Genomic DNA, 19,406 nt, shown 5'->3' on the forward strand with positions numbered 1-19,406 from the left:
CTCCTCTGATCGCCTCAAGCGCCACTTTGGCCTTGAATTGTGCCGTAAAACTTTTGCGGTGCTTTTCGCTCATATCTTGTCCCTTTTTTGGGCAAGTTACCACCTTAAACCTTTGTTTGAAAATCCGGGTCCACTATAGTTTTTATTCAGGGGCCACTTCCGACAATTTTCAGGAAGAATCGCAGTGAATACGGCTTTTATCGGCCTCGGAAAGATGGGGTTCAACATGGTCGAGCATCTGCTCGAACTGGACAGAAAAGTTGCGGTTTATGATCTTTCGCGGGCCGCTGTCGAGACGCTTGCCCGGAAAGGGGCTGAACCGGCATATTCCCTGGAACAGCTTGTTCGTAGCGTGCAGCATCCGCGTGTAGTCTGGTTGATGGTTCCGGCAGGAAATCCCGTTGATGAGGTGCTGGCTTTGCTTCTGCCCTTTCTGGAGCGGGGAGATATTGTTGTTGATGGAGGAAACTCGCACTATGCCGATTCGGTACAGAGAGCCGATCGTCTGCTTGAGCGTGGGATCCGTTTTCTTGATGCCGGAACCAGCGGGGGGCTCGATGGCGCCCGGCACGGCGCATGCATCATGGTGGGTGGCGATCGTGACGCATACCTCACCGTTGAGCCGTTGCTTGAAGCGCTCTGTGTTCCGGGCGGTTACGGGTATATGGGCCGGTCCGGATCCGGGCATTACGTGAAAATGGTGCATAACGGCATCGAGTACGGAATGATGCAGGCCATGGGAGAGGGCTTCGATCTGCTTGAATCGAGTGGTTTCGATCTCGACCATGCCGAAGTTGCCCGTGTATGGTCAAACGGTTCGGTAATCCGGGGATGGCTTATGGAACTTGCCGCCAGGGCTTTCGAAAAAGACGCAAAACTCGGCTATCTGGCCGGGAACATAGCTGATTCGGGAGAGGGCCGTTGGACGGTTGAAACGGCGCTTGACCGGCAGGTGTCGATACCGGTTATTGCAGCGTCGCTTTTCAGGCGCTACCGGTCACGCAGCGAAAGTAATTTTTCCGACAAAGTTGTTGCCGCCCTTCGCCACGAATTCGGCGGACACGGTTTTACGTCCGAACGGTAACCGGGAGCAGAGCATGCTTGAAGATGCGGTAAATTTTACCATTGTGCTGTTCGGCGCCAACAGCGATCTGGCGGTGCGCAAACTCTATCCTTCCCTCTATCAGCTTGCCCGCTGGGGGCATCTGCCCGGCGCATACCGCATCATCGGAGTCAGCCGCAACGACCTTTCCCACAAAGAGTACCGGTTACAGGTAGGCGAAAAAATACGTTCCTTTTCGCCTGGAACCATAGACGACGAGGTTCATTTTGCGGCGTTTTCCGGCAGACTCTTTCACGTGAAGGTGGACCTCGAGCGCATAGAGGGCTACTACAGGCTCCAGAAGGAGATCATGGATGTTGCCGGGGAACCCGGTGTCTGCAGCCACCTGCTGTTTTATCTTTCGACACCTCCGGCACTCGCTCCGCTCATCGTCCGTAATCTCAGGGAAGCGGGACTTGGCGGCAAAGGGATGAGCTGCACCGGATGGAGGAAAATCATCGTCGAGAAGCCCTACGGTAGCGACCTGAAAACCGCCGGGGAGCTCAATACCGTGATCGGTTCCGTTTTCAATGAAGACCAGATTTTCCGTATAGACCACTATCTCGGGAAGGAGACCGTACAGAACATTCTGGTGTTCAGGTTTTCCAACGGCATATTCGAGCCGCTCTGGAACCGTCACCACATTGCCGGCGTGGAAATTACCATCGCGGAGAATTTCGGTATACGCGACCGGGGAGCTTTTTATGAAAAGGCCGGATTGCTCAGGGATATTATCCAGAACCATGGTCTGCAACTGCTTGCTTCCGTCGCCATGGAGCCTCCGGTGGATCTGTCCGCTGATGCCGTGCGCGATGAAAAGGCCAAAGTGCTCCGCTCGATCCGCCTCGTTACTCCCGAAACGGTGGACCGGTCGGTGGTTCTCGGGCAATATGAAGGATACCGGAGAGAAAAGCAGGTCGATCCCGGTTCCCGAACCGAGACGTTCGCCGCAGTGCGGTTTTTAGTCGACAACTGGCGCTGGAAAGGTGTTCCTTTTCTGATAAGGGCGGGAAAGAGCCTTGCCGAAACCGTTACCGAGATTGTCATAACCTTTGCCTGTCCTCCGCAGAATTTTTTCGGTCCTGCCGAAAGCTGCAGCTATACAGCCAATCAGGTGATTCTGCGGATTCAGCCGGAAGAGACCATTGCCATCCGTTTCGGTGTGAAACGTCCCGGGGAGTCGGTCATTACCGATCCGGTCTACATGCGGTTCGATTACCGGGATTCGTTTTCCCAGCCCGGCATGACTCCTTATCATCGTTTGCTGCTCGATGCGCTCGACGGCAATCAGATGAACTTCATCCGTCAGGACAGCGTGGAATACTCCTGGGCGATTATCGATGCCATAAGGAATTGCATGGCAGGCAGAATGCCGGACGTTTATCCGGCAGGTTCATGGGGACCGCCCGAAGCAGGCGGGCTCAAGGGAGCGATATAAACCAGAATAGCCTGCCGCTGCGAGGTTTGACCATTCCTGCCGGGAGGGAAGAAGGAGCCTTGCCGGCTCTGATCGCTTCTGCAAGCACAGCCCGTTTTTCTCCTGCGGTAAAGAACAGTATGGTTTCAGAGTGGTTGATGAGGGGCAGGGTCAAGGTCAGCCGGGGCACCCTGGGGTTCGCCTGCGGAGCTTTCACCGCTACGACGAGACGTTGCGGTTCGTTCAGGGTTTCGGGATCGTCAGGGAACAGCGAGGCGGTATGACCGTCTTCGCCGAGACCGAGTACCATGAGGTCGAAAACGGGTGTTTTCCGGAATGTTCCTGTGTCCCTGCAGCCTGAAACGGTACGGATGGTTTCCTCATACGCTTTCGCAGTTTCTTCCGGATTCGCTCCATTGCATGGCATCCTGAATATATGGTCTGGTGCAATGCCCGATGCATCAAGCAGGGTTTCCTTCGCCATTAGGTAGTTGCTGTCCGGATGGTCTGGTGGAACGCATCGCTCATCTCCCCAGAAAACAAGGGTTTTGTGCCATGGCATGCGGATCAGGTCTTCCTGCACTCTTTCCGCATATACCGGTTCCGGACAGGCGGGAACCGGTATGTCGTGAAGGCGCATCAGTTGCGCTTCCACACCGGCGGCAAGTTTCCGGTAGAGCATTCGGGGCGAACGCCCCCCCGAAAGTACGAAGGTGAACCTTCCCCGAGAGGCGACTGCCCGCCAGGCTTCGCTGATGATGATTGCCGCGGCATGTCCGGCGACTTCCGGCTCGCTTCCGGCAAAGAAAGAGGCGGTTGTATTCATGATTTTTCTTCTCAATCTGAAAGTATGCTATATCCCTTTCCTGACTTCTGACTCCCGGTTCCTGCCATTTTGTCATCGTGGAGATGGAGCGCTATTTTTGTGTATCAGTTATTATGCAATAAACAAAACAATTCATGCCTCTTAACGACGGTTATGGCGTACTTGCAGGAACACTGCACACTTATGCATGCGATCGTGCTCACCGTGACGGCGAGTATTACCATTGCAATCTCAACGTCAAGGCCGGTCCGTTCATTTACCGTTGCCCGGTTGACCTTGACAGTAAAAAAACATCCGACGGGATCCAGTGGAGGGTTGTGGAGCTCGGCAGAACCGAGCTTAAGGGCGTTGTCGGTTTCAGGGATGGATGGCATGCACTTCGCTCAAATAACCGTTCCGGAGCACTTGACTACTACCGTTCGGAGGAGCTGAAGCCCACCGGAACATGTATTCCCGCCTCCGGACAGGTTGCCGAAGAGGTTATGCCTGACCATGGAGCCGATTATTGCGCTCCATGGAGATTCGGAACCGGCAATGCGGCATTCCGTGATCTCGAGCCTCTCCTGAAACATGTCCGGAGGGTCTATGTGTTCGGTGAACCCTTCAGAACAGGCAGAGGGGTGCATAATATTCATCAGAACCAGGGCGATCCGCCCGGAAGCCGGTGGCATCGGGAGAACGGTTCATGGCAGGACGGCTGCGTCGTTGCCGAGCGCTGGAACCATACGATGGCGGCATTTCTCTGCAAATTCAAGACCCAGCGGTTTCTCACGAATGAAGAACCGTCGCATTCAGGATTTCGGGTGCAGCCATAGTCGGTGCCGCCAAAGAGAGTTTCACCCGAAAAACCCCGGTGTCGAATTGTCCGATAGGGGTAGCCGGGGGGTGAGGGTGTGACGTAACGTTTATTTTGCATAAAGGTTACCGTTTACGGTTGCGGTATGTCGATGCCTTGTGTAACTTGCGTGGGAACGAAAACATGTTTTTTGCTGCTTTGCAGCAACAACTGATTTCCGGGGGAGAAGGTTTCCCTTTGCAATGGGACTCCCTGTATGTTTCGGGAATCGCATTTTCAACTTTAACTATTATACGGAGAATACCATGGCTGCTTTTGATTACGGACAAAAAGTCGATCCGCAGCTTTTTGACAGACACCTCAACGCAACCCTTACGATCAACGTGCAGGATTATATCAGGAAAGGTTGGGAAATGTTCAAGGAGCATATCGGAGAGTTCGTCGGCTTCACGCTGATTATTTTCGTTGTTTCCGCACTCAGTTCAAAATTCGATTTCGCCGGTTCTCTTGTTTTTTCAGCGCTTGCGGCGCCTTTTTATGCCGGATACGGCATTGCCGCTTTCCGGCTTGCAAGCGGGCAGGCGTTTCAGTTCGGCGATTTTTTCAAGGGGTTCAACTATTTTCTGCCTCTTTTTCTTGCCGGTCTGGCAAGCGGCATTCTGGTCAGTATCGGTTTCGTGCTGCTGATAATTCCCGGTATCTACCTTGCCGTGGGGTACATGTTTACCACATTTCTCATTGTGGATTATCGCATGGAGTTCTGGGATGCCATGGAGACGAGTCGTAAAATCATCTCAAAAAACTGGTTCGCCTTTTTCGGTTTCGCCTTTGCCCTGTTTGCCGTGAACCTCGTCGGAGTGCTCGCTCTCGGCGTAGGACTTCTGGTAAGCGTTCCTGTAACCGCATGTGCCGCGGCGATAGCCTACAAGGAGCTTATCGGCCTGTACTCGAGCGAGTGGTAACATTCCTCGCAACGGTGAAGTGCAGGTTTCCCTGGGGAAGATCGTCACAGGAGTTATCGGGTAATCAAAACAGATGCTGACCATATGAAACCCTTCAACCTGCTTTTTTTTGCGCTTTATTGTTTTGTACTTTTCCCGGCGTTCTCGACCGATGTTCGTGCCGATGAGAACCAGATTGTCGTCGGGGCATCCGGCAAGGTTTCAGTGAAGCCCGACATGGCGGAGTTCGGAGCACTTGTGAAATCCGTAGCGAAGAACGCCGACCAGGCTGCCGCACGTACCGCTGAAAAGTACCGTGCGGTGCAGCAGGCTCTCCGCCAGGCGGGGATACCTGCCGAAGATGCCCCAACCGCAAGTTTTACCGTCTCTCCCCAGTGGGAATGGAACCAGTCGCAGGGAAAGAATGTCCTGAACGGCTACTCGGCACGGCATCTCATCATGGTCAAGGTCCGCAACCTTTCGCTCGCCGGCAAAGCTGTCGATGCGGCGGTTCAGGCGGGTGCCGATGAAGTACAGCAGATCACCTTCAGGTCGAGCAGGTACGACGCCCTGCGCCGTCAGGCTCTTTCGGTTGCAGTTGCAAACGCGCGAGGGGATGCTGAAATCATGGCTAAAGCTGCAGGCGGACGTCTCGGAGGGCTGATCGAGCTGAGCGTCGGCCAGCCGATATACAGACCCTCTCCGGCAATGGATATGATGGCCATGAAAGCGGCAGCACCTGAAGCAGCCCCGACCGAAATCGCTCCTTCCGAGGAGGATATTGTTGTCAATGTAAGCTCACGGTGGCGTTTTCTTGGTGCTTCGGCTCGCTGAACAGGCGGTAGCGTTTATTCCTCTTTGCCGTGGAGGTGCTGATGAAAAAACAGATACTTGACCGTTATGAAAAGAGTTCCGGAGGCAGCCTCATCATCGATGTTGCCGCACGGCGTATCGAAGATCTCTACGAGAACTTCGATAAAAGCGCACCCTATCACCGGAAGGATCTCGACGGGGACCTTGTGGCCTATATTACCGGATGTGTCCGTGAAATAGGCGCAAGAGAATTCGTCGTAAGATTTTCGATAGAGCATGAGCTTTCCGAAGAGCTTATGGCGATGGTGCGTGACGGTATGCACGCCTTTTTCATGTATCGGAAGGAGCTGGAATATATCGCCATGAAAAAAATGGTGAGAACATCGACTTTTCTCCTGGTAACCGGAATTCTCATTCTCGGTGTTTCGCTAAGGGTGAACCACCTTTTGGCCTCGTCCGGAAACATCTCTTTTCTGAACAGATTTTTTGCTGAAGGCCTTACCATCGTCGCATGGGTTTCCATCTGGGAGGGGTTGGCCACCTTTCTTCTGAACTGGGCTCCCTATCTTTTCCGTACCCGTCTTTTTCAGCGAATCGCCCTTGCTCCCGTGCTTTTCCGGTTTGCCGGAGAGCGTGCCGAAAGCGTAACATGAACGCATTCCATGGCACCCAGGGTTGGAGCGTAAAGAAAAAAAGCCTATCTTTCACCTTGTTTTATGATTTGTATATGTGATTGATGCGTACCGGATTCCGGCATTGCCTGGCTTGTTTCGGCAGGCACCCGCTTTCAATTTTCCGGCTTCAGAAGGGCTGACCCATGCGTCCAGCATACTGATACCGGTTCCGGTTTCGTGCTATGTTATCGTTAAATTGTCAAAGAGCCGTTCACCCGGCAGGGTACGGCATCAAACAACAGTGAGGTTGCTTATGATCCGTCCGATCCTTATGCTTTTTTTTATGCTTGCGGTGCTTCCTGCACCAGGCCATGCATTCTCTTTCCAGCAGAATTCCTTTCGCAAACAGGTTCCCACTCTTTCCCGCTTTCCTGAACTCAGAAACAAGATCGATCAAAAGGTCCTCAATATGGCTCTTGCCGGTTACTACTCCCTTAAAGAGCAGGGCAAGGTTAACCGCGACGGCATTCTGACCGTGATCGATTTCAACAAGCCATCGGTAGACGAACGGCTTTTCGTGATCGATATAAACCGCGGCAGGCTGCTTTATTCAGGTCTGGTCGCCCACGGAAGCGGCAGTGGAGATAACTTCGCCTACAGCTTTTCAAACTCGCCCGGTTCGCATAAAAGCAGTCTGGGATTCTATACGACGGGAACGACCTATGACGGCAAGCACGGCTATTCCCTCAGGCTTCAGGGTATGGAGCCTGGAATAAACGACATGGCGGAATCGAGAAGCATCGTCATCCACGGAGCCGACTACGTTTCCTACGATTTTATCCGCCAGCACGGCCGCCTTGGCCGAAGCCAGGGATGTCCTGCGGTTTCGTTCGACAGTTTCCAGCATGTCATCGATCTCATCAAGGATGGAAGCTGTCTTTTCATCTACCACAGGGATGGAGCGTATACATCCCGTTCAAGCCTTGTCAATCCGGATATTGCCGCTCTTCGGGTCAGTTTCGGCATTTCGGCATCATAATCATACGGTAACCCATGGGGTTTTTCGTTTTTCTTCTTCTTCTGCTTGTTCCGGTTCAGGCCGTTCAGGCCGGGCCGACTCCCCTTAATAATCAGGCAGGAGCACGGAAAACCGCTTCAGCAGAGGGTACGCCCGGCAGTGCGATTGCAGAACAGCTGCGATGTCATTTTGAAGATGCCGCTACGAGGCCGGGGAGTCGCGAACGGAAAATGCTCAACAAAGAGCTTGCCCGTTTTTATGCCGCTCGGGGTTATCAGCCGGTATGGACAAAACCGTCAATGATTGCCGAACTGATCGAGGCCGCCCTCGAAGCCGAAAACGACGGTCTCATTCCTGAGGATTATCATATCAGGGAGATCAGGGGATTTTCCTCCCAACCGCCCGCCACTCCGGAACAGCAGGCGAAATATGATCTTCTGCTGAGTGACGCGTTTCTGACACTGGCCTATCATCTGCGTTTCGGAAAAGTCGATCCGGTAAGTCTTGATCCGAACTGGAATCTTTCCGATCCTGTCCGTCGGTCTGCTCTGGAGTTCAGGCTGCAGGAGGCAATCGCGGCCGGGCGGATCAAAACGGTGCTTGGTGAACTGCGTCCGCAGCACCGGAAATATCATGATCTGAAAAACGGTCTTGCCCGGTATCGCGCCATCGCCCGTGCCGGCGGCTGGGCGAAGATACCCGAGGGGGAGACATTCAGGCCGGGAACGAGAGATCATCGTATACCCCTGCTTCGAAAACGGCTTCAGGAGTCAGGAGACTTTCCCAGGCGGGTTGCCGACACGTCCAGCGTTTACACTTCCGTCATGGCTGATGCCGTCAGGCGCTACCAGAAGCGCAACGGACTCGAGTCCGATGGCGTTGCCGGAAAGGCAACCGTCAGGGAACTCAATATTTCTGCGGAGGAGAGGGTCGATCAGATCCGTCTGAACCTTGAGCGTCATCGCTGGTTCATCAGTGACCTCGAGCCTACCTACGTTCTGGTGAACATCGCCGGGTTCACCCTTCACTATGTTGAAAACGGCAGTTACCGCTGGAGTACCAGGGTTATCGTGGGCAAACCGTATCGGGAAACTCCGGTATTCAAGGCCGATATGCAGTATATAGTGCTTAACCCGGAGTGGGTGATTCCTCCAACCATTCTTGCCAAGGACGCCCTGCCGGCTATTCGCAAAAGCCGAAGCTATCTCGACCGGAAGCAGCTCAGGGTAATCGATTCGAAAGGACGGGTTGTAAATCCTTCGTCTATCAACTGGTCGCAGTATTCGGCTTCAAATTTTCCCTATCGTCTGCAGCAGTCTGCCGGAGATCACGGAGCGCTGGGACGTATCAAATTCATGATGCCCAACAAGCACGTTATCTATCTGCACGATACCCCGACCAAAGACCTTTTTGAAAAAAGCACGCGAACGTTCAGTTCCGGCTGTATCAGGGTCGAGAATCCCCTCGATCTTGCCGAACTCGTGCTGCAGGATACCCTTCAATGGAGCCGCAGGAACATCGAGGCGGCTATCGGTACCGGAAAAACCGGTACAGTCAACCTGCCGCGAAGGATTCCGGTTTTTCTGCTCTATCTGACAGCCGTTGCCGAAGGCGAAGAGATCTTTTTCCGTGAAGATGTCTACAGCCGAGACGGACGCCTTCTCAAGGCTCTCGATATGCCGGTTCCCGGTTACAAGGTCGAAAGTTGCGGATTTTAGCGCCGATGGCTTTTACTGTTGACATAAACCTGCAGCGCGATCTTGAAACTTCCTGCAGCACCATGGTCGTCTTCAGCCTTCTTGCCGATGTGCCGCGTTCGGCAGCACATTTTCCCGGGGTTGACAGGCTTGTGGATCTCGGAGGTAACGCTTACCGCTGGGAAATGGAGAAGATCGGTATAGGCGGTTATACGCTTCAGCAGACGATATATGCCTGTCAGTACCTGGACGATGCCAGTGCCGGGCGGGTTTTCTGGACGCCGATTGAAGGAGTCGGTAATGCCGGGGTGGAAGGGGAGTGGATTGTTGCCCCGAAAGAGGAAGGAACGACGGTGAGGCTCAATACAAGAGGCAGACTGACGGTGGATTTCCCCTCCTTTCTGCAATTTGTGCTCTCTCCGCTTGTGCAGATGGAGTTTACCGGGATGGTTGACCGGTATATCGAAAACCTCGGGAAAACCTTCTCTATCCTGTAGCACCTTGCCGATCACCATAATATCCGGAGGCCAGACAGGTGTCGACCGGGCAGCTCTCGACGCAGCAATTGCCGCAGGGCTGCCGCACGGCGGCTGGTGTCCGAAGGGTCGCCTTGCCGAAGACGGTTCCATTCCATTCAGCTATCAGCTCAGGGAAACATCCTCCAGAGCATACCGGACAAGAACCTCGAGGAATGTGCGGGATTCGGACGGTACGCTGGTGATTCTGCGGGATCGCCTGCAGGGCGGGACGCGCTATACAGTACGATACGCGGAAAAGATCGGACGGCCGCTTTTGATTGTCCGTCTGTCCGGTCTGCAGGAGCAGGATATTGAGAGCGTCATCAGGTGGCTGCAGGAACATGCCATCGCCGTTCTGAACGTGGCGGGTCCCAGGGAGAGCTCGGAGCCTGGAATCCATGCCGAGGCCCGGCAGTGGCTCCTGAGTCTGTTTGTGAATATAAGACAGTGATCAGGGGAGCGGCACGGCTGTTTCAAGAAGAAGTCAGTTCATTTCAGAAAGGTGCAGAAATTCGCGTGTCCGTTCATCCTGCGGGTTTTCCAGCAGTTGCTGTGTCCTGTTCATTTCAATGAGTTCCGATTTCCCCATGAATGCGAGATAGTCGGCAAAGCCCCTGAGAAATCGCACTGAATGTGAAACGATGACTACGGTGTGGCCCGTCGCGGTGAAGTCCTGCAGCAGGTTTCGTACATCACCGCTTCTGATCGGATCGAGGGCGCTCGTGGGTTCGTCGAGCAGCAGCACTTCAGGGTTCATTGCGATGGCGCGGAGAATGGCGACCCGTTGCTGTTCTCCTCCCGAGAGCTCTTCCGGGTACTTGTTCCTGTGCTGTCCGATGCCGAGTTTTTCGAGCAGGGCGAGCGCTTCTGTTTCCGCTACGGCTTTTGGTTTTCCGTTGACATGTATCGGTGCTTCGGTGATGTTGCGCAGTACGGTCAGGTGCGGAAAAAGGTGGAGGTGCTGAAAAACAATGCCGGACTGCCGTCGGAATTGCCAGATTTTTTCTGAACGCAGCGAGCTTTCTTCGGCAGTTATCGACGTGACGCCTATGGTGATGCTGCCCCGGTCAAAGGGCAACAGCCCGCTGAGGCAGAGCAGCAGGGTGGTTTTGCCGTTTCCCGAGGGACCGATCACGCCGAGGATTTTTCCAGTGGGAAACTCCATACTGACGTTGCTGAGCAGCTGCGTGGTCCCGACGGTTTTACCGAGTTCTGAAATGGTGATCATTGCTCTGTTCCTGAAGTGAGGATGCCGGTTGATTTTCTTTGCAGCTTCCGTTCAAGTCTGTGTGCATAATGTGCAAGCGGAAGACTCATTGCAAGATAGTAGAGGCAGACGATCAGACCGATGCCGAGATAGCTCTGCGTTGCGTTGGCAAGTTCCCTGTAGGCTGTTGCCAGTTCCCATACGGCGATGGCAAATGCCGTCGAGGTATCCTTGAACAGCGCGACGAAATCGTTGGTCATGGGTGGCAGGGCGATACGAAACGCCTGGGGGAAGATAATTCTCCGGAACGCCTGGAACGGTCGCATTCCGAGAGAGTATGCTACCTGCCACTGCCGTTCCGGTACGGCCTGGAAAGCCGAGCGGTAGACCTGTGATTCGTATGCTGCGTAGTTGAGCCCGAGACCGACGATTGCGGTCAGCCAGCCGGGCAGGGTAATGCCGATCACCGGGAGTCCGAAATACAGGAAGAGTAGTTGTACCAGCACTGGCGTGCCTCTGAAAAATTCTATGTATACGGTACAGAGCGTTCCTGTTATTCTGCCGCCCTTCGACTGACCGAGTGCAAGCGGTATGCCAAGTATAACTGCAATGATCATCGCCCCGAACGCGAGGAGCACGGTGACCCCTGCAGCTTTAAGCAGCTTGATCAGTCCTTCAGTCCAGTTGAAGTCCTGCGATGTCATAGCATAGGGTTCTGTTCCTTTCGTGCGCAGTTTCAGCTGTTCGTCATCCCAGAGCTGCCATTTCCGGAAAATCCGTTCGGTGGTGCCGTTGTCGGCAAGAGAATCGATGGCGGCGTTGACCTTCGCGGCAAGCAGTGAGTCGCTTTTTCGGATCCCGACAACATACGCGCCTGTATGGAAGGGTTTTCCTGCAGGCTTGAGGCTGGAGTTCCGGCGGGCATAGAACATCTCGGCGGCAACATCCATCAGCACCGCATCGACCCGTCCCAGCTCAAGGTCCTGATAGGCACCGACCGGATCCTGGTAGCCTTTGACGATGTATCCTCCGCTTTCAAGCAGTCGTGAAGCCGCGCAGTTTACCAGCGTTCCGACACTTTTACCGTTGGTTTTGCAATCCTCCAGAGATGAGATCAGATTGTTGTCCTTCCGGACGGTCAGTTGCAGTCTGAAGAGGTAGTAGGGCTTGCTGAACAGCATTTCCCTGGCCCGGTCTTCGGTAGGTTCGAAGCCGTTGATGATGACGTCGAACTCCTTGCGGTTGAGCGACGCCACTATGCTTTCCCAGTCTGTAGGGACGAATTCCGCTCTCATTCGCATTTGGCGGGCAAGCGCTTCTGCGAACTCGTAGTCGAAACCGGTGTATGTCTGCGGATTGGCGGGATCGGCATACACATAGGGAGCTCCGCCGCTGGGATCTGCTCCCCAGCGCAATGTCGGGGAACTGTAGGCTGCAAGCGACTGAAGTGCAAGCAGCATTGAGAGAAGAATCAGCTTTTTCGTTGCAGGACCGCGTTTACAGTTGTCGAAACCGCAATTGGACAATTCTGCAAAGTTAAGAAATGAAAACCTTTCCGCAATATTTCAGTGCACCGCTATTTATTGTTCCCTTCATTCATCGACCTCCTCCCATCCGGTGATCATGGCCCTGATGTTCGAGGTCAGGGTATGCCCGGTTGTTGTCATATAGACATGCATGATCACGAATGCGATCAGCAGATAGGCAAGCAGGGTATGAATAAGCGCGATCGGTTCCATCCATGCCGGGTTCATGCCGAGAGCAACCAGTTCGTTGAAATAAAAGTAGATAAATCCGAAAATAATCTGCGACGGTAATCCCACAAGGGTCAGCATAAGGTAGGTGATACGCTGAAGCGGATTAAGGCGCGATATCTCGTTTTTCTTGAACGGATGCGGTTCGTGCTTGAAAATACCGATCATGTAGTAACGTACCTGCATCCATATTTTTTCAACAAGGTTGCCTTCGGTAAGATACTGGCGGAAATCACCGGTGGTGATATACCAGAAAAACGCGATGAAAATCAGTCCCAGAAGCCCCCATCCGGAAAGGTTATGGATCCTGAACGCATTTTCGTAACCCATGAGGTTATACAATCCGTGCACTTCAAGCCCGGTCAGCAGCAGTACGGAGATAATGAGAAACTGCGTCCAGTGCCAGAAACGCTGAAATCGCGCATACAGATAGATCTTTTTCATAGGCCACCTGCTTTCTTCAGTTTTTTAACGGTAAAATACCGGATGATTGAGTGGATGATGACTCCTATCAGTGACCCCGATATGGCCAGCAGACCGAAGTATTCCACAAAGGGGTTCGTGTCCCTTCCCATCAGATAGAACCCGCTGAGATTCTGCAGTCTTCCGCTTCGTGAATGGCACTCTTTGCAACTGAGGGATTTTTCTTTTGGAGATACCATATGAGAAATCGGCCAGTACATTTCGGTTTCCACAAAAGCATATTTGCCGCTGTACTCGAGACCCGCATTTTTCATTCCCTTTCTGATGGACTTGTCCCAGTTGAAGTCTGCCCAGTAAGCTCCGGAACCCTTCGGGCCGTAAACAATGGGTTTTACGAAGCGTTTCAGCACCGGATCATAAGGTTGTTTTCCGCGATGCACCTTGAACGGCCAGATCCTTGAAAGGGGGTCGTTTGCAGCGCCGTCGGGGTGATTGACCGAAACGACCTTCTTGTCGTTGATTGTCGTTTTAAACGTCGTGTAGTTCATCTCGCCGTTGAACCAGCTGTACTCGGGAGCAACGTTTTTCGCCCATCTGAACTCTCCTTTCTTGGATACGTACAGAATGCATCCTGAAGAGTCTTTTTTGGTGATCTCTTTACCGTTTTTATCGAATTTTCCGGCCTTTGACCAGTCCCACCACATTTTTGTCGGGCGTTCTTTCGCTATAAAAGGTATATGGCAGGTCTGACAGGCGACTCTGGCGACATGGTCGTTGAGCTTTTTAAGCTTTTTATGGGGCTTCAGCCCATGGCATGAGCTGCAGGTGGCGGGATTGTTATCCGTCAGCGGATAATCAAATCCATGCGTGTCATGAGCTTCCGGCGTATACCGGCTTCCGGGCACCTGATGACCTTCCGTTTTATGGCAGTCTGCACAGGTCATGTTCAGCTCTTTTTTACCGATTGCCATATGGACGTCAAGTTCGCGATCGGGTTTGAGCAGGGAGTTGTCAAGATCACCATGCTTGACCGCATCGGCTCCACCACCTTCGAAATGGCAGATGCCGCAATTGTGGCGGTCAGGGTGCCCGACACGCTGCGCAACAAAGGCGAGATCGACTTTCGGAAAGGTTTTTTTCTCGAATACCGTAGCCTGATAGGCAGGATGGCCCGCTCCCGCCGGAAGTTTTTTATAGGTTCCCGTCATATCATGGCAGGCAAGGCAGTCAACGTTCTCTTCACTCCTGAAGTTGAAGTTTTTGTCTTTCCAGTCGTAGCCGATATGGCAGGAGGTGCATCGCGGTTCGTTGCCTTCCACCGATATGCAGAAATTGTTCACGACATTTTTTTTGCCCAGCCGCTCACCTTTTTTCATGGGCACATCCCATGTCCAGTGCCTGGTGCGATGCAGCTGTTTGGATGCTTCGGTATGGCAGGTCAGGCACGCTTTCGTTACTTCGGGTCCGCTTTTGAAATCCTGTTTAAGGACTTTGAACTTTTTGTGATCAGTCGTTGATATCAGCAGGGAATCGACTTTGCGATGAAAGGGCTCTGCAGAAAGCGGTGTTGATATTGGAAAAACAAGACCGAAAAGGAGAATGCCTGACAACAGCAGTTTTTTCATGGTACCAGGTATTTGGTTACGGACAGGAAAACCGCGTCTACCCCGGTAAGGTACAAATAACTTTATGAAAAATAATGGGTTAACGATTGTTGATACCGAAAAGACAGAAAAAAACATTGAAACCGAAGTCCTGCATGCAGTTCCGGTATCGGAATCGGGATACCGGACCTGCATGCAGGACTTCGGAGTATGGACGGGTTTGAGGCGAACCGGAACGGGAGGCTGGTTCTTTCAGGGGTGGTTCGGTTTCATTTCATCGATTTTTGCAAGCAGGTCGCGGGTCGACTGGTAGAACAGCGGCAAGAGGTCGCTGAACGAAAGCCGTACCGTACCGTTTTCGTCGATGAGGACGTATGCACGTTTCGACATGCCGAGGAAGTCCATGGCGTCGTAGAGCCGGCTTACCTGTTTATCATGATCGCTGAGCAGGGTGAACGGAAGTTCGTTTTTCTCTCCGAACTGCTTGTGCGAATCCACCGAATCGGTACTGATGCCGAGAATGACGATATCCCGTTTGGTGAACTCGGTATAGTTGTCGCGGTAGCTGCAAAGCTGGGTGGTACAGACCGGCGTATCGTCGCCGGGGTAGAAGACAAGCAGTACCCGCTTGCCGCCGTAATCCGAGAGGGAGATCCTGTTCCCATCTGAATCGGGGAGGGTGAAATCCGGTGCTTTGGTTCCTTCAGCAATCATAATGGTTCTCCTCGGTTGAAGTTGATGAGCCTCTGTTCAGAGAAGAACAGCAGGAGAGGCTTTGGGGTTTCAGCGGGCAGGAAAAATTGTTGGCGGAGCGGAGTGGGCTGAGTGGACAACGTGGACATGGTGGACGATGTGGACAGGCAGTTGTCTCACTCAGTGCCTGTCCGTGATCGTCCGTGTTTTTCCTACTCCGGGTCGTAGTTGAGCGCCGGGGCGAGCCATTTTTCGGTTTCCTCTACACTCATCCCCTTACGGGCGGCGTAGTCCTCTACCTGGTCGCGGCCGATTTTGCCGAGCACGAAATACCGTGATGCCGGATGGGCGAAGTAGAAGCCGCTTACCGATGCGGCAGGGTTCATGGCATAGGTTTCCGTGAGCGTGATGCCTGTAACGGCTTCGGCGTTCAGGAGGGTGAACAGTTCGGCTTTTTCCGTGTGGTCGGGGCAGGCCGGGTAGCCGGGAGCGGGACGGATGCCCCGGTATTTTTCCCGGAGCAGGTCCTCGTTTCCGAGAAGTTCTCCCGGTGCATACCCCCAGAGCTCCCTGCGCACCTTTTCGTGCAGCATTTCAGCGAAGGCTTCAGCAAGGCGGTCGGCCAGTGCCTGCGTCAGGATACGGTGGTAGTCGTCGTGTTCCGCGCTGAACCTCTTGAGGATTTTCTCTATGCCGAGGCCTGCGGTGACGGCAAAAGCGCCGATATAATCTTTTATGCCGCTCTCTGCGGGTGCGATGAAGTCAGCAAGGGCAAGATTGGGTTCTCCTTTCGACTTTTCCTGCTGCTGGCGAAGGGTGTGCACCCTCATGAGTACCGATGAACGGCCGTCGTCGGTATAGATCGTGATATCGTCTCCGCTGCTGTTGGCCGGAAAAATGCCGACAACACCTTTAATTCCGAGCAGTTTCTCCCGGTCGATCTGCTCAAGCAGCTCGTTTGCATCGTCGAACAGTTTTTTGGCTTCGTCGCCGAACTCCGCATTTCCGAAAATCTCGGGGTAGCGGCCATGAAGTTCCCAGGTGAGGAAGAATGGTGTCCAGTCGATGTAGGGACGAAGGGCGTTGACCGTTACCTCTTCGAAGAGGGTTATGCCGGGTTTCAGCGGGGCGTTGAGGACTGTTTTGTCCCACTGCAGGAGGAGGCGGTTTTTACGAGCATCTTCGACAGGGAGATATTTTTTATCTCTTGAACGGGAAGCATGGCTTTCGCGCATGGCCGCCTGATCTTCTTTCAGCCTCGAAAGGTAGTCGTCGCTGAGTGCCGGATTGAGCAGGCTGCTGACAACCGGAACGCTGCGGGAGGCATCAAGCACCTGTACGACAGGGCCTGAATAGACCGATGCTATTTTTACGGCGGTATGCATTTTCGAAGTGGTGGCTCCTCCGATGAGCAGCGGTATTTTCATGCCGCGCCGTTCCATTTCGCGGGCGACATGCACCATCTCGTCGAGCGAGGGGGTGATGAGGCCGGAGAGGCCGAGGATGTCCGCTTTTTCCCGTTCGACGGCTTCGAGAATCTTTTCGCAGGGCATCATGACTCCGATATCGATAACCTCGTAGTTATTGCAGGAGAGCACCACCGAGACGATATTTTTGCCGATGTCGTGCACGTCGCCTTTCACCGTGGCGAGCAGTACTCTGGCGGCGGGTCTGCTGTTTTTCTGCTGAGCCTTCTCCTCCTCGATATAGGGGATGAGCCAGGCGACCGAGCGTTTCATGACGCGGGCACTCTTGACCACCTGGGGAAGGAACATCTTGCCTTCGGCAAAGAGGTCTCCGATGGTGTTCATGCCGTCCATGAGCGGCCCCTCGATCACCTGCAGCGGGCTTGCATAGAGCTTGCGGGCCTCTTCGGTATCCAGGTCGATATACTCCACAATGCCTTTGATGAGTGCGTGGCGAAGTCGTTCCTCAACAGGCAGGTTTCTCCATTCGGCAGCTTTTGCTTCGATTTTTTCTCCGCCTTCCCGGATGGTTTCGGCATGGCTTACCAGGCGTTCCGTCGCATCGGCACGGCGGTTGAAGAGTACATCCTCGACCCGCACGAGCAGATCGGGCTCGATATCCTCGTAAATGGCCAGTTGAGCGGCATTGACGATGCCCATATCGAGTCCTGCCCGGATGGCATGGTAGAGGAATGCAGCATGCATTGCTTCGCGCACCGGTTCGTTGCCGCGGAAAGAGAAAGAGACGTTGCTGATTCCGCCCGACACTTTCGCATAGGGCAGGTTCTCCTTGATCCAGCGAACCGATTCGATAAAGTCGAGGGCGTAGTTGTTGTGCTCCTCGATGCCGGTGGCAACGGTCAGCACGTTCGGGTCGAAAATAATGTCTTCCGGAGGGAATCCGACTTCGCGGGTGAGTATGTCGTAGGCACGCCTGCAGATCTCGATGCGCCGCTCCAGGCTGTCTGCCTGACCCTGCTCGTCAAACGCCATCACAACTGCAGCCGCACCGTATTGCAGGATTTTCAGAGCCCTTTCCCTGAAAAGCTCTTCGCCCTCCTTGAGGCTGATGGAGTTGACGATGCTTTTGCCCTGTACGCACTGCAGTCCCTCTTCGATGACCGACCATTTCGAGCTGTCGATCATGACCGGCACACGGGATATTTCAGGTTCGGAGGCGATCAGGTTGAGAAACTCCTTCATCACCTTTTCACTGTCGAGCATGCCTTCATCGACGTTCACGTCGATAACCTGAGCGCCGCTTTCGACCTGCTGGCGGGCAATGGAGAGCGCTTCGTCGTAGTTTCCCTCCTTGATGAGACGGGCGAATTTGCGAGATCCGGTTACGTTTGTACGTTCACCGACGTTGATGAATCCGGTCGTCGCGTTGACCAGCAGCGGTTCGAGGCCCGAAAGCTTCAGTTCATGTTTCGGCTCGGGTTTTCGGCGAGGTTTCAGGGTGCTGACCGCATCGGCTATTGCCCTGATATGCTGCGGCGTTGTGCCGCAGCACCCTCCGACGATATTGACGAAACCGGACTGGGCGAAACCGGCGATCTGGGCCGCCATGTAGGCAGGGGAGTCGTCGTACTCTCCGAACTCGTTGGGTAGCCCGGCATTGGGATAGACGCTTACATAGCTTTCGGCAATTCCCGACATTGCCTCGATGAATGGGCGCATCTGCTTCGAGCCGAGGGCGCAGTTGAGGCCTACGGAGAGCAGATCGGGCATATGGGCGATGGAAATCCAGAAGGCCTCGGTGGTCTGGCCGGAAAGGGTGCGCCCACTGGCGTCCACGACGGTTCCCGAAACCATTACCGGTACTCTTCTGCCGATGGTGTTGAAATACTCCTCGACGGCAAAGAGCGCCGCCTTGCAGTTCAGGGTGTCGAAGACGGTTTCTATCAGGAGCAGGTCTACGCCACCCTCCATGAGCCCTTCGAGCTGTACGATGTAGTTATCGACAACCTCGCGGAAGGTGACCGCCCGGTAACCGGGATTGTTCACGTCCGGCGAGAGAGAGAGAGTTTTGTTTGTCGGGCCGATCGAGCCGGCGACAAAACGCGGTTTGTCGGGATTTTTCGCGCTGTAGGCATCGGCGGCTTTTCTGGCGAGTCGCGTCGCTTCGACGTTCAGTTCCCTTATCAGGTCTACGGCGTTGTAGTCTGCCTGCGAAATCGGATTTGCATTGAAGGTATTGGTTTCAATGATATCCGAGCCGGCCTCCAGAAAATCGCAGTGGATGGCATAAATGATATCGGGCTGGGTAAGCACGAGAATATCGTTGTTTCCGATAAGCGGGTGGTCGTGCACGGCGAAGCGTTGGCCCCGGTAATCGGCTTCCTGCAGCTTGTGGCGCTGGATCATGGTGCCCATGGCACCGTCGAGCACCAGAATGCGCTGATCGAGGAGCTGTAAAAGAGAGTTTTTCATTCGTTACGGCATGGCGGCGTTAAAAAAAAAGAATATACGATTCTCCCGGTAGAACCTTCACCGGGGACAGCCTTAATGAGGGAG

Annotated in this window: 17 protein-coding genes; 10 read left to right on the forward strand and 7 right to left on the reverse strand. The window is 53.8% G+C overall.

Going from position 1 to position 19,406, the window contains the following annotated elements; translation table 11 throughout:
• Positions 1 to 184: 184 nt before the first annotated feature.
• Both gnd and zwf read left to right on the forward strand, forming a co-directional pair.
• Positions 185 to 1,084, forward strand: a complete 900-nt coding sequence (gene gnd, locus K9G39_RS05170) for a phosphogluconate dehydrogenase (NAD(+)-dependent, decarboxylating) (protein ID WP_292003870.1) — start codon at positions 185 to 187, stop codon at positions 1,082 to 1,084.
• 13 nt (positions 1,085 to 1,097) lie between these two features.
• Positions 1,098 to 2,540, forward strand: a complete 1,443-nt coding sequence (gene zwf / locus K9G39_RS05175) for a glucose-6-phosphate dehydrogenase (RefSeq protein ID WP_292003871.1) — start codon at positions 1,098 to 1,100, stop codon at positions 2,538 to 2,540.
• Here the strand turns inward: zwf and pgl are convergent.
• Positions 2,524 to 3,345, reverse strand: a complete 822-nt coding sequence (pgl, locus tag K9G39_RS05180) for a 6-phosphogluconolactonase (protein WP_292003872.1) — start codon at positions 3,343 to 3,345, stop codon at positions 2,524 to 2,526. The genes zwf and pgl overlap by 17 nt on opposite strands.
• Positions 3,346 to 3,479: 134 nt before the next feature.
• Here pgl and K9G39_RS05185 point away from each other — a divergent pair, with 134 nt between their 5' ends.
• From K9G39_RS05185 to K9G39_RS05220, 8 genes are all read left to right on the forward strand, one after another.
• Positions 3,480 to 4,160, forward strand: coding sequence for a DUF2278 family protein (locus tag K9G39_RS05185; RefSeq protein ID WP_292003873.1), 681 nt, complete (start codon positions 3,480 to 3,482; stop codon positions 4,158 to 4,160).
• Between the two features lie 286 nt (positions 4,161 to 4,446).
• The gene (locus K9G39_RS05190) at positions 4,447 to 5,103 is read left to right on the forward strand and encodes a hypothetical protein (protein WP_292003874.1); all 657 of its coding nucleotides are present in this window, start codon (positions 4,447 to 4,449) and stop codon (positions 5,101 to 5,103) included.
• Between the two features lie 84 nt (positions 5,104 to 5,187).
• Complete coding sequence (locus tag K9G39_RS05195; protein ID WP_292003875.1) at positions 5,188 to 5,916, forward strand: SIMPL domain-containing protein; 729 nt, start codon at positions 5,188 to 5,190, stop codon at positions 5,914 to 5,916.
• 41 nt (positions 5,917 to 5,957) lie between these two features.
• On the forward strand, positions 5,958 to 6,548 hold the full coding sequence (locus K9G39_RS05200; RefSeq protein WP_292003876.1) for a hypothetical protein: 591 nt from the start codon (positions 5,958 to 5,960) through the stop codon (positions 6,546 to 6,548).
• A gap of 274 nt (positions 6,549 to 6,822) precedes the next feature.
• Positions 6,823 to 7,548: a murein L,D-transpeptidase catalytic domain family protein gene (locus K9G39_RS05205; protein WP_292002869.1), complete on the forward strand. Its 726-nt coding sequence runs from the start codon at positions 6,823 to 6,825 to the stop codon at positions 7,546 to 7,548.
• 14 nt (positions 7,549 to 7,562) lie between these two features.
• Positions 7,563 to 9,245 carry a L,D-transpeptidase family protein gene (locus tag K9G39_RS05210; protein ID WP_292003877.1) on the forward strand — a complete coding sequence of 561 codons (1,683 nt, stop codon included), beginning with the start codon at positions 7,563 to 7,565 and terminating at the stop codon, positions 9,243 to 9,245.
• Between the two features lie 5 nt (positions 9,246 to 9,250).
• Positions 9,251 to 9,721, forward strand: coding sequence for an SRPBCC family protein (locus tag K9G39_RS05215; RefSeq protein WP_292002867.1), 471 nt, complete (start codon positions 9,251 to 9,253; stop codon positions 9,719 to 9,721).
• 4 nt (positions 9,722 to 9,725) lie between these two features.
• Positions 9,726 to 10,193 (forward strand): putative molybdenum carrier protein, encoded by a 468-nt coding sequence (locus K9G39_RS05220; protein ID WP_292002866.1) that lies wholly within the window; start codon positions 9,726 to 9,728, stop codon positions 10,191 to 10,193.
• A gap of 33 nt (positions 10,194 to 10,226) precedes the next feature.
• Here K9G39_RS05220 and K9G39_RS05225 read toward each other — a convergent pair whose 3' ends face one another.
• The 6 genes from K9G39_RS05225 to metH form a co-directional block, all read right to left on the reverse strand.
• Positions 10,227 to 10,970: an ATP-binding cassette domain-containing protein gene (locus tag K9G39_RS05225; protein WP_292002865.1), complete on the reverse strand. Its 744-nt coding sequence runs from the start codon at positions 10,968 to 10,970 to the stop codon at positions 10,227 to 10,229.
• Positions 10,967 to 12,409, reverse strand: a complete 1,443-nt coding sequence (locus K9G39_RS05230) for an ABC transporter substrate-binding protein/permease (protein ID WP_292003878.1) — start codon at positions 12,407 to 12,409, stop codon at positions 10,967 to 10,969. The genes K9G39_RS05225 and K9G39_RS05230 overlap by 4 nt, the downstream gene beginning before the upstream one ends.
• A 132-nt stretch (positions 12,410 to 12,541) precedes the next feature.
• The gene (locus K9G39_RS05235; protein WP_292003879.1) at positions 12,542 to 13,147 is read right to left on the reverse strand and encodes a cytochrome b/b6 domain-containing protein; all 606 of its coding nucleotides are present in this window, start codon (positions 13,145 to 13,147) and stop codon (positions 12,542 to 12,544) included.
• Complete coding sequence (locus K9G39_RS05240) at positions 13,144 to 14,751, reverse strand: tetrathionate reductase family octaheme c-type cytochrome (RefSeq protein WP_292003880.1); 1,608 nt, start codon at positions 14,749 to 14,751, stop codon at positions 13,144 to 13,146. The genes K9G39_RS05235 and K9G39_RS05240 overlap by 4 nt, the downstream gene beginning before the upstream one ends.
• A 231-nt stretch (positions 14,752 to 14,982) precedes the next feature.
• Positions 14,983 to 15,444: a peroxiredoxin gene (locus K9G39_RS05245; protein ID WP_292003881.1), complete on the reverse strand. Its 462-nt coding sequence runs from the start codon at positions 15,442 to 15,444 to the stop codon at positions 14,983 to 14,985.
• Positions 15,445 to 15,635: 191 nt separating this feature from the next.
• Positions 15,636 to 19,322, reverse strand: coding sequence for a methionine synthase (gene metH / locus K9G39_RS05250; protein WP_292003882.1), 3,687 nt, complete (start codon positions 19,320 to 19,322; stop codon positions 15,636 to 15,638).
• Positions 19,323 to 19,406 lie beyond the last annotated feature (84 nt).

The sequence above is a fragment of the Chlorobium sp. genome, from assembly GCF_021740465.1.
Classification (GTDB): domain Bacteria; phylum Bacteroidota; class Chlorobiia; order Chlorobiales; family Chlorobiaceae; genus Chlorobium.

Excerpts from the sequence above, each read along its gene's own strand:
- K9G39_RS05225 (WP_292002865.1), bottom strand. The coding sequence starts at position 10,970 with ATGATCACCATTTCAGAACTCGGTAAAACCGTCGGGACCACGCAGCTG.
- metH (WP_292003882.1), bottom strand. The coding sequence starts at position 19,322 with ATGAAAAACTCTCTTTTACAGCTCCTCGATCAGCGCATTCTGGTGCTC.
- K9G39_RS05200 (WP_292003876.1), top strand. The coding sequence starts at position 5,958 with ATGAAAAAACAGATACTTGACCGTTATGAAAAGAGTTCCGGAGGCAGC.
- K9G39_RS05235 (WP_292003879.1), bottom strand. The coding sequence starts at position 13,147 with ATGAAAAAGATCTATCTGTATGCGCGATTTCAGCGTTTCTGGCACTGG.
- K9G39_RS05210 (WP_292003877.1), top strand. The coding sequence starts at position 7,563 with ATGGGGTTTTTCGTTTTTCTTCTTCTTCTGCTTGTTCCGGTTCAGGCC.
- K9G39_RS05205 (WP_292002869.1), top strand. The coding sequence starts at position 6,823 with ATGATCCGTCCGATCCTTATGCTTTTTTTTATGCTTGCGGTGCTTCCT.
- K9G39_RS05190 (WP_292003874.1), top strand. The coding sequence starts at position 4,447 with ATGGCTGCTTTTGATTACGGACAAAAAGTCGATCCGCAGCTTTTTGAC.
- K9G39_RS05215 (WP_292002867.1), top strand. The coding sequence starts at position 9,251 with ATGGCTTTTACTGTTGACATAAACCTGCAGCGCGATCTTGAAACTTCC.
- zwf (WP_292003871.1), top strand. The coding sequence starts at position 1,098 with ATGCTTGAAGATGCGGTAAATTTTACCATTGTGCTGTTCGGCGCCAAC.
- K9G39_RS05185 (WP_292003873.1), top strand. The coding sequence starts at position 3,480 with ATGCCTCTTAACGACGGTTATGGCGTACTTGCAGGAACACTGCACACT.
- K9G39_RS05240 (WP_292003880.1), bottom strand. The coding sequence starts at position 14,751 with ATGAAAAAACTGCTGTTGTCAGGCATTCTCCTTTTCGGTCTTGTTTTT.
- K9G39_RS05230 (WP_292003878.1), bottom strand. The coding sequence starts at position 12,409 with ATGCTGCTTGCACTTCAGTCGCTTGCAGCCTACAGTTCCCCGACATTG.
- pgl (WP_292003872.1), bottom strand. The coding sequence starts at position 3,345 with ATGAATACAACCGCCTCTTTCTTTGCCGGAAGCGAGCCGGAAGTCGCC.
- K9G39_RS05195 (WP_292003875.1), top strand. The coding sequence starts at position 5,188 with ATGAAACCCTTCAACCTGCTTTTTTTTGCGCTTTATTGTTTTGTACTT.
- K9G39_RS05245 (WP_292003881.1), bottom strand. The coding sequence starts at position 15,444 with ATGATTGCTGAAGGAACCAAAGCACCGGATTTCACCCTCCCCGATTCA.